This window comes from Lysinibacillus sp. IITD104 (assembly GCF_036698265.2).
In the GTDB taxonomy this organism is placed as follows: domain Bacteria; phylum Bacillota; class Bacilli; order Bacillales_A; family Planococcaceae; genus Lysinibacillus; species Lysinibacillus boronitolerans.
Map to the genome: position 1 here is coordinate 4433075 of NZ_JBAHYH020000001.1, position 16533 is coordinate 4449607.

The following is a 16533-nucleotide window of genomic DNA, read 5'->3' on the forward strand; positions in this document are numbered from 1 at the left end:
GTTGTTATTTTAAGATGATTTACTCATTGAATATTGAGCTGGTCTAAAGACAGCCCATGTCGGTACAACATGCGTTACCTCTAACATTAATACTGTACAATCATCTTCTATTTCAAAATAACCTTGGAATGATTGCATAATGGTTGTTAGCTTTTCTTGAATCGTTTTATTTGTACTAGCTACCTGCTGTGCGAAAGCTAAAAATGTCTCCTCTTGTTCATCCCAATCAGCTACACTTGAGAACAGCCCATCTGAATGCATTAAAATAACGTCACCTGCCTTCAGTTTTCTTTTTTCAGCTTCGACTGCTGAAATAGATAAGAATCCTACAGGTGCAGCATTACTTTCAACTTTCAGTACCTCTTTTCCACGCAAAATGTAGGTAGACATTCCACCAGCCTTCCACGACCACAAATCGCCGTGCTGTAAATCGACAAGTGCAAAATCAAGTGTTGCATACATATCATCTTGCTGCTTTAATGCCATGACATAATGGAGCGTATGCATCGCAGTTTCAGGATTCATATTGTAATTTAGGCACTCTCTCATCAAATGGATCAATTTTCTACTTTCATGTTGTGCTTCTTTACTTTGCCCCATACCATCAGACAGCAATATTGCAAATAATCCAGGATGCAACTGGAAAAGAGCATGGGAATCACCAGAATATAGAGTTGCATCTTTAGACATGCTATATATATCATACTCTACTTCAAAGCTAATAGCTGATCTAAAGCATATTTGAACATGACGAAACGGTATTTCACAAGCTACTACTTTTTCAATTTCAAAAGGTTCATCAAAAATCTCATAAAGAATTGGCAGAATCATACGTTCAGCTAATGTTGTATCTTCCTCCCAGTTGACACGTGCTGGTGCTAAGGCACAAACAATCTTTCTTGCCCCAGGCTTATTGCTTAGAACATCAAGTTGAAAACATTCGATATTAGCCTCCTTTAAACGTTCAACAATGTCCTTTTCAACACTTACAAAAGAAATTGTATCCTCCTTCATCTCAGCAATTAACTGATTTAAATGATTGCTCATATCGCGAAGTTGAAGGGCAATCATTTTTTTGCCATGGAAATATTGTCCATTAATACGTTCTCTATAAAGTTCTGTATCTAATTCCTCAAAAATTTTCGTGGACTTCACGCATTTATAGCGTATTTGTTCTTCAACACGATGAATAGCTGATTCCTTGCCTACTCCTTTCATATGAAACCAATCTGTCATCAGCTTGTCCATACCATTATTTTGCGCACCCCAGCAATGATCGTAACGGAAACAGCTTAAACAAGTATTCATTGGAGCTACTTCCTTCGCGGCTTCAACAGGTGCTGTCATAAAGCGATCAAACACAAGTTCCTTCATGAATTGTACAAAATGCTGAAAGTGCTCTAATTTATACGTTACATGTTCCGTTAACCAATTCTGTCGGGCTAGTAAAATCTCCTCTCGTTGTGGAAAGAGCTTGTCCCTTACCTTATCTGAATATTTCTTTGGAATTGTTAGAAATAGAACACTCCCAATAACAATTGAGGTGAAATAAACACTATCTAAAGGCAAAGTGGCGTCATAAAATAAAAAAAATACACTAGGTAAAATACTACCGAGAGCAACACCAAACCTACCACCTTTCGCTCCCATACCTGCACATAATCCTGTTAAGGTAGCTACCGAGAGCATGCCAGTAAACGAAAGCTTGGCCACACCAATAAGCGTCCCTAGCACTGCGCCAATGACAGTTGCTAACGGAACACTTCCAACCAATGCGCCAAAACAGATAAAGAGCTGCAGTAAAAAAATAGGGAGTGAAAAATAGCTTATTACAACCGTTTGCATTCCGGTAAGCATGGCTGCAAAGACGACTAATCCTGAACCTAGCTTTTCATATGTCCAATGCGTCGTAAACCATTCATACGAATTAACAAATAATACTTGCATAAACAATGTCATAATAAGAGCTAAAGCTGCTTCACAGCCCACATAAAATTGTACAAGCACTGGTGGTATGCCCTGATACATCACTCCTTGCCACATTATTTGTACCAGTAACACAGCTAAAGACACCGCAATACTTTGGGGCAGTTGCCAATAACGGAAACGCATAATACATTCATACAGGAGAATTTGTAAAGCGAGAATTAAGACTTGTCCAAAGCCTAAGAAAAAGCACCCCGCTAAACTCCCAAATAAAACAAATTTGGCATACTCCCTATATTTTGTTCGAATAATGGCCCAAAAAGGAACTGAGAACGGTACAGCCGCTTCAAATACAACAGATTGAGCCAAGAAAAAGGCGGTTAAAAAAAAGAGAGAGCCTATTAGGATCTGCTTCTTTTTCAAACCTATTTTTTGGTCATCTACATCCGTTGTATTATACCATTCAATACTTGTCATTTAACTATCCCCTTTCCGCACTTTTGGTTATTATAAAAAATTATGTGTGGAAAGATTGTCTGACGTTGACATAAAAAAATATAAATATTTCGACTAATAGCTATTCATAAATACGAGAATTGGCAACAATTTCTATAGTGAAAGGCTTTTGATCAATAGAAATATCAGAAAATTCAATTATGGAATCAATATCATAATCATTTACTATTCATCTTAAAGCCTAATTTGAAGGGATTTTACCTACTATCAATGCTATAATTCAACTATTCTCTAGGATATATTTCTACGTAAGAACAAAAAATCCGCTAAAATACTCTTCTATGTAACTGTCCTGAAATATCTTTAAATATTTTTTACAAACCTACTTGACACTAGCACAATTGGCTTGTATTATTTAACTTGTTGCTTAAACGACATGCGGAAGTAGTTCAGTGGTAGAACACCACCTTGCCAAGGTGGGGGTCGCGAGTTCGAACCTCGTCTTCCGCTCCATTTATAAATATGGCGGCCTAGCTCAGCTGGCTAGAGCGTACGGTTCATACCCGTAAGGTCGGGGGTTCGATCCCCTCGGCCGCCACCAAATAGGCCCGTTGGTCAAGTGGTTAAGACACCGCCCTTTCACGGCGGTAACACGGGTTCGAATCCCGTACGGGTCATCTCAAACAGGTATCTCAGAATCTAGTTCTGAGATACCTGTTTTTATTTTATCCATCTATTTATACCATCTATCTATTACCTTGCAAATTCTATCCGTCAGCTTTAAGTAAAGCTATGTGACAGAATATAAAAGTATGGCATACTAGTAAAAACAACGTTTTTAGGAGGTTTTATTCCCTTGGGTGCATTAACAAAGGCTGCTTTAATTTGTGGAAGTGGCTCAATGATTATTCTTATTTCAATTCTCATAAACTTACCGTTTTTTGTTCAAATAATCCTATTACTTTGTGGACTAGCTGTAAGTGTATATGGTGTTTTTTCACTTGTCAAAATGGTTATCCATCCAGTGAAGAAAGAATCGATAGCTCCACCTGATGAAAAAATAGTAATACCCACAAAAAAGAAAAAGAGACCTTCTTCAACTTTATAGGTATATTAAAAAAGGGAGTAGCTTTTTAAAAAGCTACTCCCAACTCTATTTCATACACTTTTTCTACGATTAAAACAGTCAGCAAACTACCCTCTTCTAGCTCCGCGACCTCCGCGTTTTGATTCTGTAGCACGTTTAAGTGTTGCTAGACGTTCATCACTATCTTTTAAGAAGCGTGCCATTTTTTGCTCAAAATTTTCTTTTGGCTGATGGCGTTCGTTGCGATCATTAGAACGATTATCACGACGTGGACGTGCTGGACGCTCTGGTCTCTCAGCTTGAGGCTTTGCTTTACGGATTGAAAGACCAATCTTTCCGTCCGCTTCAACATTCATCACTTTTACTTCAACTTCATCTCCAACTTTTAGATGCTCATTGATATCTTTTACATAATTGTCAGCAACTTCACTAATGTGAACTAAGCCTGTTTTGCCATCTGGCAGCTCAACGAATGCTCCAAAATTTGTGATTCCTGTTACTTTACCTTGTACCTTGCTGCCTACTTCAATTGACATAAAAAAAATGCTCCTCCTTAAAAATTAAGCGACTCTTTTGAGCCATGTAATCAATTTAATCAAACTTTTTACTGCAATAAGCTTCTCTTTTCATTATATATAACAATAAAAGAGTGTCAACAATACATAGCTTTTCAGTCGTCTTTTTTATCTTCCTTATCTGGAATGATGAAAATAATCTCACCTTTTTCCGATAAGTAGTACTCTTTTCTTAATAGCTTTGCGATATATTCATCATCCTGTAATTGTTTGATTTTAAGATTTAATGTATCTTGTTCTTCTTTCAATTCAGTGAGATGCCGATTCGCTTCTTCTTTGGATTTCTCTTTTGCTGCTAATGTTTCATTCTGTTGTAGCAGCACATTTAAGAGAAGAGCAATAATAATGACTGGTACAATCGCAAAAAAGACAATACGACGCATCTTACGTTTTCGAGCCTGTTGTTTGCGATTTATAGCTCTATCCGTGTTACGGACATAGTCATTATCAAGCTTTGTGAAATTTTGTGATTCATCATTTGATGAATGACGTCTCGTCATGTCCGCACCTCCGAAAATTATTGTTGCTTTTTATTATACTTCAAATATCGTAATTTTTTAAAAAAAGTGTAGGACAAATACGAATAAATTTTGACAAAAGGTCTTATAACAAACATAACAATATTTATTAATAATTGCAAAATTTGTCGAATAACCGTAATTATGAAGCGTACAATGAACCAAAAGGGTCTCCATGTTATATTCACCAAAATTCTAGCAATGAAACGTAAAAAGGTTTGAAAAAATGATTGATACAAAAAAATTCCGGCTATCTGCGCTAGCGGGTCGTAAGCCCGCCAAGCGCCATCCTTTAGCCAAAATAATAAATAGTATGTCAAACCTCCAAGTAGAATCCATGTTAATAACTCAACAACCATCATCCACTTTCGAAGGCTTGACCTTTTTGGAGTTGAAAAAACAATGAGCCTTATACTATCAATTATGAAACCAACTGCTATACCGCTCAAAACCATGACAATTAATTGATAAAATTGTTCACTGACAATCATCCAAATAATTTATGAAGGAAACCTTTCGAGAAGCCACTTTCCTCCTCGTCGTACTGTAAGGTTTTTACAGTTCCTTCAAGTGTCAATAATCCTTTGTCAACATCTAAATGAACGATATGCAGTTCCTCTCCACGGATTAACAAGTGCCCTTGGGACGTCTTAATGAAAAACTCTTCCTGATCAAAGCGTTCAATTGATTTTACAGAAGTCATGTCCATTCTTTTACGATTACGAATCGTTAAAATATGCTCTCCAGATGGAATTGTGTAACGATTACTTTCTTGATGTAGCGTCATTTTTTTCCTCCTTTAGTCGTCCTAGCTTCTGTTCACTTTATGCGGACAACCTTCAAAGCATGACAACTTTATTTAAGTTGTGTAATACTTTCACCCACAGAAAGAAAGGCGGGACAACATTAGGAGGGCTAGAAATTAAATTTAGCTTTATTCCTCATCATCAATAAATTCAGGTTCAATTTTTTCAAGTCGTTCTTCTTTCAAAATGGTAAACATTTTTGCTGCATCTTCTTTTTTTACCGTATCACGTATTTCTTCTACACGGGCCGTTACTATTTTTTGACCAAAACGGATAGCAAGCTCATCACCAGCTTTCACTGTACTACTTGCTTTTGCAATCTTTTCGTTGATGGTGATTCGTCCTTGATCTGCCACTTCTTTGGCTAAAGTACGGCGTTTTATTAAACGGGATACTTTTAAAAACTTATCTAATCTCATACTCTTACTCCTTTTCTAGTTGCTTTGCTTCATTCCAAAATGCATCTAATTGTTCTAATGTAAAATCGGAAAATGGTTTTCCACTTGCCTTTACCTGTTGCTCAACATAGCCGAAACGTCTTGCAAATTTCTCATTTGCATGTAGCATTGCTTCTTCTGGTGATAATTTATAGAAACGTGCTAAGTTTACTAGTGTGAACAATACATCGCCAAATTCATCAAGACGGGATGCATTAGAGCCTTTCGTCACCTCATGGCGAAATTCCTCCCACTCCTCGGTAAATTTATCCCATGCTCCCTCCACATCTGGCCAGTCAAAGCCCACTTGTGCTGCTCTTTTTTGATAATTGTAGGCTGTTTGTAACGCAGAAGAGGCTCTATACTCTTCGTCTAATAACGGTTTATCGCTAGTTCCCTTTTCTTCGGCCTTGATGGCCTCCCAATTAGCCACAACACCATCTGCATCTTCTACTGCTACATCCCCAAAAACGTGTGGATGGCGACGAATCATTTTTTCACTAATTGAAGCTAACACATCTTCAAGTGTAAAGTAGCCTTGATCTTCTCCTATTTGTGCATGTAAAAATACTTGTAACAACACATCACCAAGTTCCTCAATCATGGCAAAATCATCTTCAGCATCAACCGCTGCCAAGTATTCATGTGCTTCTTCAAGTAAGTATTTCTTCAACGACTCATGTGTTTGCTTTTGATCCCAAGGACAGCCATTTGGGCCTCTCAGCTTTGCAATGATTTGGCGGAATGTTGTCCAATCTCTTAATGACTCCTCCTGTGATTTTACAGGTGGTACATAGACTGTTGTTAAATTATTTACTTCTACACTTTGATCGAGTTCATAGAGCGGCACTGTGACAATCTGTTCTTGTGAGGATCCTGCAGCTGTCACAACCGTCACAGGATACTCATCATCATACTTCTCCATCAACGTCAGCTTCACTTCTGATGCACTGAATGTATCGTATACTTGAGCAATCAAGATGTGCTGACGCATGTTAATGTCATGCATTGAAAAGCTCGTACCATCAAGTAATTGAAAGCCTTCAATTGGATCTATTTTTAAGGCACCAAAAATGGGATCTAAGAAACTCTGACCACCCTCAATGACTAGCTCAATTTTCCCTTCATTTGCTGCGGCAATAAGTAATTGCACTGTTTGCTCTGCAACTAATGGATGCCCTGGCACAGCATACATAACATCCTCAACAGCTATAGCTTTCATCAGAGAATCAGCTATTTCTGCATAAACAGGTTGAAATGTATCGTGTTTTTCATACACATTGTCAAAACTTTCGAATGCCACGCCCTCTGCTGCTAATTCCTCTAAAACCGGATGATCCACTGTCCGTACATATAATTTTTTTGCAGCCTTTAACTTTTTATAAACACCCATTTGCAGCTGATTAAAGTCACCTGCACCTAAACCAATAATTGTTAATGTATTCAATATTTACACCTACTTCTTTGAATTTAGCCAAAGTTGATAAACGGCCATTCTACGTCCAAACGGAAGTAAATACCATTCTTTTTCTACTAATACTCGTTTCTTTGCAATAATTGTTAGCATAACAAATGCCCCAATAGATACTGCTGTCAAACCTGCCACCATGGCTATCATACGTGAAGACATCAGATGGTTTAACAAGGACGATACTAGCTGTAACCATACAATCACGACGATTGTCATACTAAAAGATGCTATTCCTACTTTTTTATAAAAGGCACCTGAAGCTAATTGAATGCCAGTCAATGTTTTTAAATAAATAATGAGCAAGATTGCTGTTAATAATAATCCTATATCATTAGCGATGGCAGCTCCTAATACTCCCAACCAACCGATTAATCGTACATTCAATATCACTTTTAATAGAAAACCAAACATAAGAAATAAAGCTGGTTTTTTTAATTTTCCATAGCCTTGTAAGATCGCCGTAAATGTAAGAATAATCGACAACGGGACAATTTGAAATACATAGACAATCAATACCTCAGATAAGGAATTGGTTTTAAAAAGCATTTCATTTAAATAAGGCATAACTAGCATTAAGCCTAGTGCAGCAGACCAGCCAAACAGGACAGATGCTTTGTATGTTAATTGTATGAATGGCACGGCACTTCGCCCCTCTTGCTTTTTCGACAAATGGGCGACAAGTGGCACAATGGCCAGCGACAATGAAGATGCAATGACAACACCCAGTTGAACTAACGGCTGTCCTCGATCATAAATACCCTTCGTTTCCTTTGCTATTGTATGCGTTAGGCCATTATCAATTAATGAAGAATAGATTGTAAATGAATCGACCAATTGATAGCCAAGTAGCAGTAGACCACTCATACTGACGCTCAAACTCAGCCATGTGACCTCTTTAATGATAGGTAAACTTGAATTACGCTGTAGTTGCTGTTTAACTTGCAGTAGACCAAATCGTTTATACGAGATATAAGCAAGTAATAACAAGGCTGTAATTTCTCCAATTACTGTACCGATAACAGCTATTCTTCCTGCACCATAAAGTGATTTCGTCGTTGTCATAATAAGAAAGGTACCTACTAATATGACAGTTACCCTCACTGCTTGTTCAAGTACTTGGGCATAAGCAATGGGCTCCATAATTGCTCTAGATTGAAAGCTACCTTTTAAAATAGCCAGCGCCGGCATAACCAATACTACTAGGGAGCCTGTACGAATAAGTGGTGCTAATTGAATATCTCCCATCAAATGGGCAATCTTTTCAGCACCTCCAAATAAAATGGCGAAAAACAGTAGTGATAATACCGTTAAATACCTGAAAACTACCTGTGTTATAGTTCGACGTCTTTCATCACGTTCTATTGTATCAACAATGCAATCATTGTCTGCAAGCATTTTAGAAATGGCTATAGCAAAGCCACTAGATGTCCAAACAACGAAGATAGAAATAACTGGATATACCTGTTGGTAGATATAAAAGCCTTCATCACCTACTAGATTTTGAAAAGGCACACGGTAAATGGCACTAAGAACTTTTACAATAAGGGCTGCTATCGTCAATAAGGCGGCACCCTTCATGTAGCTTTTCATACCAAAACGTTGCGACATAAATTGCCCTCTTTCCTTCTTAACAATGCCAATAGTATAGCATATCTCAAAAGTTTGACGTGCAAGGTGGCACTACTGTTCCTATAATGATTCATCTTTATGTACGCAAAAAAGTTATTGTTCAGCCTTAAAGGTCATCGCAATAACTTTTCCATGCATTAACTATTCATTTGTTTTGCTAAGAAGTTTGCAGCTGTTTCCACTACTTTGACTTCTACCTCACCAACAAAGTGTACTTTAGACAAGACGATAATACAGCCTATTGGGTCACCATTTACCATAATAGGTGTCGCACAATAAGATTTTACTTGCTCATATTGTCCAGGGACAATTTCAATCGTTGTCTCCATTTTTTCAATTTTTGTTGAGCGCTCGTCCATAAAGCTTTCCGCAAAGGACGTAATGCGACGATTGATATACTCCTTTTTCCCAATCCCTGCAACAGCGATTACTTCATCACGGTCAGTGACAAATGCCGGTGTGCCCATTGTTTCATAAAGTGTTTCAACATATTCTCTTGCAAATTCCCCCAAATCATTGATGGGAGAATATTTTTTTAAAATGACTTCGCCTTCACGGTCCGTATAAATTTCAAGCGGGTCGCCTTCACGAATACGTAGCGTCCTACGAATTTCTTTTGGAATAACTACACGCCCTAAATCATCAATACGACGAACAATTCCTGTTGCCTTCATTCTAATGCCTCGCTTTCGCTACAATGAAATTTTTATTCAATGATAGTATGGTTTTTATTTAAGCAATCTATGCAAAAACTGAAGAAAAAGGATTTCACAACCATCAATTTTTTTCAAAAAACGGTATTACATCAATCAACTCCTTATTAGATTACCCAAGGAATAAGTTTCTATAATTAATTCATAAGAAATGTATTAGAAAAATCAACTATTCCTTGAGCAAATATGTTTGATTACTGAATCAACATAAAAAAGGCCATCTTATCTTTTCATGTAAAAGATAAGATGACCTTCTAACTATTGCTGCTTTTTTGCTTTATCAATAATTTGCATTAATTCTTCCAAAATATCAAATGGTTGATGTTTGCCACACTTGCGTTCATCTATTGTTAATTTTAACTGCATGCCATCCATACCAAAACCAACAGCACGCTCAAACTTCATTGACTCTTCAATAATCTTACTGCCATCGACATTTGTTGTCCCTTGTTCCGACAATAGTATTGTAATAAGCTTCTGCTTCTCCTTTACAGATACTACTCCCGCACCTAATCCCCAAACTTTCATTCGTGCAATTCGAAGTAAACGCTCTGTTTCAATTGGAAGATCGCCAAATCGATCCTCTAATTCCTCCATGATTTCGTCATACTCCTCCACCTGATCCATGGCCTTAATTCGTTTATACATTTGGATCTTTTGATAACCATCTGGAATATAAGCGTCAGGAATATAGGCATCAATACTTAACAAAATTTCAATATCTGGCTTTTCTTCTTTCTTCACGCCTGTTTGACGTTCCGCGATGGCATCCTGAAGCATTTGTGAATACAAATCAAAGCCGACTGAATCAATAAAGCCATGTTGCTGCGCTCCAAGTAAGTTTCCTGCACCTCGAATAGATAAATCTCGCATCGCAATTTTAAAGCCTGAGCCAAGCTCTGTAAATTCTTTAATTGCTTGTAAACGTTGCTCTGCTACATCTGTTAGAACTTTGTCGCGTTGGTACATAAAATACGCATAGGCTACTCTGTTAGAACGCCCAACGCGACCGCGTAATTGGTAGAGCTGGGCTAAGCCCATACGATCAGCATCATGGACAATTAACGTATTTACATTCGGTATATCGACACCTGTCTCAATAATTGTTGTCGTGACAAGCACATCATAGTCACCCTCTAAAAAGGCTAAAATTACGGATTCTAGCTCTGACTCAGTCATTTTCCCATGAGCAAAGCCTATTCTTGCTTCAGGGACAAGCACTTGAATCTCCTCAACCCTTCGAGCCATATCCTCAACCCGATTATATAAATAAAATACTTGTCCGCCACGTGCCATTTCCCTCTCAATAGCTTCTCGTACTAATGCACCACTGTGCTCCATCACATATGTTTGAACTGGGAAGCGATTAGCAGGAGGCGTTTCAATAACAGATAAATCTCGGACTCCTACCATGGACATATGAAGTGTCCTTGGGATTGGTGTAGCCGTTAAAGTTAAGACATCGACATTTGTCTTTAACTGTTTAATTTTTTCCTTATGTGTCACACCAAAACGTTGCTCTTCATCCACAATTAACAGACCAAGGTCTTGGAAAATTAAATCTTTAGATAAAATGCGGTGTGTTCCAATAACTATATCGACTCGGCCTTCTTTTAAGCCTTTTAATGTGGCTGTTTGCTCTTTTTTCGAACGGAAACGAGATAACAATCCAACATTAATGGCGAAATCCTGAAAGCGCTCACGAATTGTCTCATAATGTTGCTGGGCCAAGATAGTAGTAGGGACAAGGAATGCCACTTGCTTTCCATCTTGAATAGCCTTAAATGCGGCACGAATGGCTACCTCTGTCTTACCATAGCCTACATCGCCACAGACTAAACGATCCATAGGACGTTCACGTTCCATATCTCTTTTCACTTCAACAATTGAACGTAGCTGATCCTCTGTTTCCTCATAAGGGAACATCGCTTCAAAATTACGTTGGTCGTCGTTATCAGGTGTAAAAGCATGCCCTTTCTCTGCTTCACGCTTTGCATACAGCTTTATTAAATCATCTGCAATATCCTGTACAGCAGAGGATACCTTCGCTTTCGCCTTTTTCCACTCTGCTCCCCCTAATTTATGTAGCTTTGGTTCACGATCCTCTGACGCCACATATTTTTGGATTAAGTCTATTTGCTCTACAGGGACATATAATTTATCGTCTGCACGATATCGTATGTGCAAGTAATCCTTATGTGTACCATTAACCTCTAATGTCTCTACACCGATGTATTTACCAATCCCATGATGAACATGTACAACATAATCACCTGGCTTAATTTCCGTATAACTTTTAATACGTTCAGCATTAGTCATTTTTTGTGTACGTGCTTTTTTCTTTGCCTGCTGTTTAAAAAGCTCGTCTTCTGTTACAATTGCTAAACGCTGTAGAGGCAATTCAAAGCCACTCGACAAGCCCCCATCTACAATATAAATACCAGGTTCTGTCGGCTCACCTATTGCCGTATGAATATCGTATTCTTCAAGCATTTGCTGAACCCTTTTTACTCGTTCTTTATCCCTTGCTACGATTAGAACTGTAAATTTGCCAAGTAACCAGCGTTCAACCTCACTTTGAAGCAAGGACATTTGTCCATGAAACTGCTGCATTGGCTTGCAAGAAAAGTTAGTTGTTTTATTAAACGTAATCCCTGCAAATGTTCGCGAAAATAATGAAAATGAAAGCTTTTGTTGTGACAACATCGCCAGTATTTCTTTTAATGAGAAGGCAGGTTTGACATCATGAACCATTTTTCCCTCTTCGATTAAAGATAAAAACCATTCATCTTCTTCACGTTCCCATGCATCCATTACCTCTTGAATACGTCCAAGCTCGTCAAAAAGTACAATACCATCATGTTCAAAGTAATCTCCCAAAAAGGCAGTTTTATCGTATAATAATGAGCCATATTTGTTTACATAATCAGGTAAATTCCCTTGCTGTAGCAATTCAATATCATATTGAATATGCTGATACAGAAGTTCCTTTGTCTCCTGCTTTTTTACCTTCTTTAGACTGGCTGCTAATGCCACTTCTAAACGGCCTGCTAATGCCTGTCTTTCTGATTTAGTAAGAATGACCTCTGAAGCAGGAAGAATACGAATTTTTTGTAATTTATCAATAGAACGTTGGTCATCTGCTGAAAATGTTCGTATGGAATCAACCTCTGTGTCAAATAATTCAATACGAATAGGTGATTCTAAATAAGGTGGATAAATATCTAAAATCCCCCCACGCAACGCGAACTCTCCAGGTGATGTCACCATTGAATTCCGTACATAGCCCATCTCAACTAATGTTTGTAACCACATCTCAATTTCAATATCTTCGCCTACTGCTGTTTGTAAAAAATAGTGTAGCCAGTGCTCCTTAGGCTGCATTATTTTACGTAAACCAGCCACAGGTATTACATATACGGCTTTCTCACCTCTAGCTAAGCAATCAAGCGTCGCAATCCGCTCCGCACGAAGTTCTGGTGAAGCTACAGAAAGATCGGCTGCAATAAATTCATCTGCTGGGTAATAATGAACATGTTCCTCACCTAACAATCCAGCAAGCTCATCAACCATTTTTTGTGCCTGCAATAGATTAGGAGAGATAATGTAGATTGGCTTCTTTACATATTCAAATAACACATCGACCATTACGGGGCGTGCGCTTCCTGTTAAACCTGTAATAAGCTGTGATGCAGTTTGACCGCTCTGAATTTCCTTTAAAAATGATGTAATATGTTTATCTTGCGACACAAGCTGTCGTAAAACCTCCACAGTCAAAAGCTCCTTTCAGCGTAAAATCCTATATTATTTTTATTTCTATTATTCTAGTGTTATTTTACATATCTCTATTAATGGCTGTTTTATGAAATGGAAAAAGCCTTGAACACACATAAGTGTGTCAAAGCATCCTTCCAATTATTGAATCCATTTATTGAGTGCGTGATAATCTGGATATTGTCTCAGCGAATCCTCACATTGCTCACAAATGCAGTGCACAGTCGTTTGGCCATGCTGATCTTTCTCAACATAATCATCCGCTTCTCCCAATTCAAAAATATGCAACTTTCGAATTGTATCATCTGCATCAAATGGTAGTGTCCCTATTTCTACTTCACAATGCCGACATCGATAGCGAACTGACATCTCCAAATCATCCTCCTTTAAGCAACTTTCTACTTAAAGTATAGACATTTATAAAAAGGATTATGCACTTTTCACTGTCATCATCATTGCAATTACTTGAAAATTAGAGAATTAATTTTTACTTGTAGCTAAGACTATTCACTACAAGCATTAGCTGTAATTATAGTGTAAGGCAGTTGATTACTCACCTTACACTATGCCAATATCCAAAAACTTTAACAGAAATTTTATTCCTTCCATCTATTTGCTTGCGTTAAAGTGATTCATCACATCAAGAAACGGCTTTGAAAGAGATGCTTCAACAGCGTTTACAGAATTTACAATGGCGTCTTGCATAAGAACTTGGTCTTCCTTCGAAAATTTAGCTAAGACATAGTCTGCTACCTTCATGCCCGCTGGTGGACGATTAATGCCCACTCGAATACGGTTAAATTCCTGAGTGCCTAAATGTTGAATTAACGATTTAATGCCGTTATGACCACCTGCACTCCCTTTTTGTCGCAAACGTAATTTACCTGTCTCTAAATCCAAGTCATCATAAATGACAATTAAATCTTCTACCTCTATGTCAAAATAGTCCATTAGGGGACCAACACATTCCCCTGATAAATTCATATATGTTAATGGTTTAACAAGTAGAACCTTTCCTTCTGGTCGATGTACAGTAGTGTACATCCCGTTAAATTTTGAATTTGTTAAAGGTGTTCCCCATTTTTCTGCTAACGCATCAATGACATCAAAGCCAATATTATGTCTTGTATGCTCATAAGGTTTACCTGGGTTCCCTAAACCAACGATAATTTTCATAAGTACCTCTCTTCTTTCAAATCTAATAGTCATTATTTTACCATATAGCATACCTAGAAAGCATTTTGTATAATTCATAAAGGCATAAAAATAAGGCTAATAAGAAAGCTATAGCCTTCTTATTAGCCTTAACAGTCATTTACTTTTATACTGGCTCTTGCTCTTCTTCACTATCTGTAGTCTCTTCCTCTACAGAAACAGGCGCCACAATTGTTACTAACATATAATCATCTTCACTAATGATTTCAACAGATGTAGTATCTCGAATATCTGCTACCGTTAGGGATTCCCCAATTTTCAACGATGAAATGTCCACATCAATTGATTCAGGTAATTCTGCTGGCTTTACTTTTACTTTCAATTCTAAGTTAGGCTGCATTAAAATACCGCCCTCACTCACACCAACTGACTGTCCAAGTAATTTAATCGGGACATCAGCTTCTAGCTCTTCGGCCATATTAATGGCTAAAAAATCAATATGGTTTACTTCATCTTTCAATGAACATTGCTGAATCTCTGACACAACAGCATTCACTTTTTTCCCCTCTAACTCTAGCGAAAACACACTATTTTGCCCATTTTTTTGAATAGACTTTTTAAAATCCTTTGCAGCAATAGAAATTGGGGTTGAATCTACTTTGTAGCCGTAAATAACTGCAGGAATGGCTCCCCCTTTTCTAAGTTGGGTTAATGTTGAACGATGCCCAGTTTCGCGCTTTGTAACACTTAATACTGTACTCATACTTCTTTATTCCCCTTCCAAGAAAATTATTTACGCCTCAACAATAATTCGTTGTAGGCTATGATAATATTTAGCTCTATTTTTTTAAGGTAGAGTAAATATTATTAAGTCACATTATCATTATACCCCTTTGTGAGAAGGCTCACACATAAAACACTCACCTATTTCTTCGCCTTGACGAAATAGTGTCTAATTTATATAGAAAAGACCAATCTACTCAAAGAATAGATTGGTCTCATACTTACAATATTTATTAATCAAATAGAGTACTTACAGATTTATTTTCATAAACGCGAGAGATAGCATCCGCCATTAATTTAGCTACAGAAAGCTCTGTAATTTTTGGAGATTTTTTCTCGTCTGAAAGCTGAATTGTATTTGTCACCACTAATTCTTTAATAGCAGAGTTTTCAATACGTTCAATTGCTGGACCAGATAATACAGGGTGTGAACAGCAAGCGTAAACTTCTTTTGCTCCAGCTGCACGTAACGCATCTGCTCCAATTGTAATTGTACCTGCAGTATCAATAATATCATCAATCAAGATTGCCACTTTACCATCAACATTACCAACAATGTTCATCACTTCCGCAACGTTCGGTTTCGGACGACGTTTGTCAATAATTGCAATCGGTGCTTTTAATCGTTCAGCCATTTTACGAGCACGTGTTACCCCACCATGATCTGGTGAAACAATAACGATTTCATCTCCTGGAATACCTTTAGATTTAAAGTAATCTGATAGTAATGGTACTGCCATTAAGTGGTCGATTAGGATATCGAAGAAACCTTGAATTTGAGGTGCGTGTAAATCTAATACGATAACACGTGTTGCACCAGCAGTTTCAAGTAGGTTTGCCACTAATTTAGCTGTAATTGGCTCACGCGCTTTTGCTTTACGGTCTTGGCGTGCATAGCCATAATAAGGCATTACAACGTTTACTGTACGAGCAGATGCACGTTTAACTGCATCTACCATAATTAAAAGCTCCATTAAATGTTCGTTTACAGGTGCAGAAGTAGACTGCACGATAAACACATCACAACCTCGAATACTTTCTTCAATGCTAATTTGAATCTCTCCATCACTGAAGTGCTTAACAGAAGATTTACCTAATTCTACGCCCATTTCCTGCGCAATTTCTTGAGCTAATGGATTATTAGAATTAAGTGAAAATATTTTTAATTGTGAGTTTGCATAATGATACGGCATGATGGCCTCC

At 37.7% G+C, this 16533-nt stretch carries 15 protein-coding genes and 3 tRNA genes; 4 read left to right on the forward strand and 14 right to left on the reverse strand.

The window, feature by feature from the left end; genetic code table 11:
* Positions 1-9 precede the first annotated feature (9 nt).
* Positions 10-2403, reverse strand: coding sequence for a SpoIIE family protein phosphatase (locus V1L66_RS22450; protein WP_333006336.1), 2394 nt, complete (start codon positions 2401-2403; stop codon positions 10-12).
* Between the two features lie 417 nt (positions 2404-2820).
* Here V1L66_RS22450 and V1L66_RS22455 point away from each other — a divergent pair.
* From V1L66_RS22455 to V1L66_RS22470, 4 genes are all read left to right on the forward strand, one after another.
* A tRNA-Gly gene (locus V1L66_RS22455) sits at positions 2821-2895 on the forward strand.
* An 11-nt stretch (positions 2896-2906) separates the two neighbouring features.
* Positions 2907-2983: transfer RNA gene (locus tag V1L66_RS22460), tRNA-Met, on the forward strand.
* Positions 2984-2987: 4 nt separating this feature from the next.
* Positions 2988-3059: transfer RNA gene (locus V1L66_RS22465), tRNA-Glu, on the forward strand.
* 179 nt (positions 3060-3238) lie between these two features.
* Positions 3239-3490 carry a hypothetical protein gene (locus V1L66_RS22470; RefSeq protein ID WP_036075683.1) on the forward strand — a complete coding sequence of 84 codons (252 nt, stop codon included), beginning with the start codon at positions 3239-3241 and terminating at the stop codon, positions 3488-3490.
* A gap of 86 nt (positions 3491-3576) precedes the next feature.
* Here the strand turns inward: V1L66_RS22470 and V1L66_RS22475 are convergent, their stop codons facing one another.
* The 13 genes from V1L66_RS22475 to V1L66_RS22535 form a co-directional block, all read right to left on the reverse strand.
* Positions 3577-4005 carry a S1 domain-containing RNA-binding protein gene (locus V1L66_RS22475; RefSeq protein WP_004229154.1) on the reverse strand — a complete coding sequence of 143 codons (429 nt, stop codon included), beginning with the start codon at positions 4003-4005 and terminating at the stop codon, positions 3577-3579.
* A 134-nt stretch (positions 4006-4139) separates the two neighbouring features.
* Positions 4140-4544, reverse strand: coding sequence for a septum formation initiator family protein (locus tag V1L66_RS22480; RefSeq protein WP_016993778.1), 405 nt, complete (start codon positions 4542-4544; stop codon positions 4140-4142).
* Between the two features lie 17 nt (positions 4545-4561).
* Positions 4562-5053, reverse strand: a complete 492-nt coding sequence (yabQ, locus tag V1L66_RS22485) for a spore cortex biosynthesis protein YabQ (RefSeq protein ID WP_036075686.1) — start codon at positions 5051-5053, stop codon at positions 4562-4564.
* Entirely contained in the window at positions 5050-5349 is a 300-nt protein-coding gene (gene yabP, locus V1L66_RS22490) for a sporulation protein YabP (protein WP_004229167.1), read from the reverse strand. Before yabP ends, yabQ begins: the two co-directional genes overlap by 4 nt.
* Before the next feature lie 147 nt (positions 5350-5496).
* Complete coding sequence (locus tag V1L66_RS22495) at positions 5497-5787, reverse strand: RNA-binding S4 domain-containing protein (protein WP_004229169.1); 291 nt, start codon at positions 5785-5787, stop codon at positions 5497-5499.
* 4 nt (positions 5788-5791) lie between these two features.
* Positions 5792-7252, reverse strand: coding sequence for a nucleoside triphosphate pyrophosphohydrolase (gene mazG, locus V1L66_RS22500; protein ID WP_333006337.1), 1461 nt, complete (start codon positions 7250-7252; stop codon positions 5792-5794).
* Between the two features lie 9 nt (positions 7253-7261).
* A complete protein-coding gene (locus V1L66_RS22505; RefSeq protein WP_333006338.1) occupies positions 7262-8884 on the reverse strand; it encodes an oligosaccharide flippase family protein in 1623 nt (540 codons plus the stop codon).
* A gap of 158 nt (positions 8885-9042) precedes the next feature.
* Positions 9043-9579, reverse strand: a complete 537-nt coding sequence (spoVT, locus tag V1L66_RS22510; RefSeq protein ID WP_004229174.1) for a stage V sporulation protein T — start codon at positions 9577-9579, stop codon at positions 9043-9045.
* Between the two features lie 297 nt (positions 9580-9876).
* Positions 9877-13389, reverse strand: coding sequence for a transcription-repair coupling factor (mfd, locus tag V1L66_RS22515; RefSeq protein ID WP_333006339.1), 3513 nt, complete (start codon positions 13387-13389; stop codon positions 9877-9879).
* Between the two features lie 144 nt (positions 13390-13533).
* Complete coding sequence (locus V1L66_RS22520; RefSeq protein WP_016993788.1) at positions 13534-13761, reverse strand: anti-sigma-F factor Fin; 228 nt, start codon at positions 13759-13761, stop codon at positions 13534-13536.
* A 240-nt stretch (positions 13762-14001) separates the two neighbouring features.
* Positions 14002-14568: an aminoacyl-tRNA hydrolase gene (pth, locus tag V1L66_RS22525; protein ID WP_016993791.1), complete on the reverse strand. Its 567-nt coding sequence runs from the start codon at positions 14566-14568 to the stop codon at positions 14002-14004.
* A gap of 145 nt (positions 14569-14713) precedes the next feature.
* On the reverse strand, positions 14714-15310 hold the full coding sequence (locus V1L66_RS22530; protein WP_016993793.1) for a 50S ribosomal protein L25/general stress protein Ctc: 597 nt from the start codon (positions 15308-15310) through the stop codon (positions 14714-14716).
* Positions 15311-15563: 253 nt separating this feature from the next.
* Positions 15564-16523 carry a ribose-phosphate diphosphokinase gene (locus tag V1L66_RS22535; protein ID WP_004229183.1) on the reverse strand — a complete coding sequence of 320 codons (960 nt, stop codon included), beginning with the start codon at positions 16521-16523 and terminating at the stop codon, positions 15564-15566.
* Positions 16524-16533 lie beyond the last annotated feature (10 nt).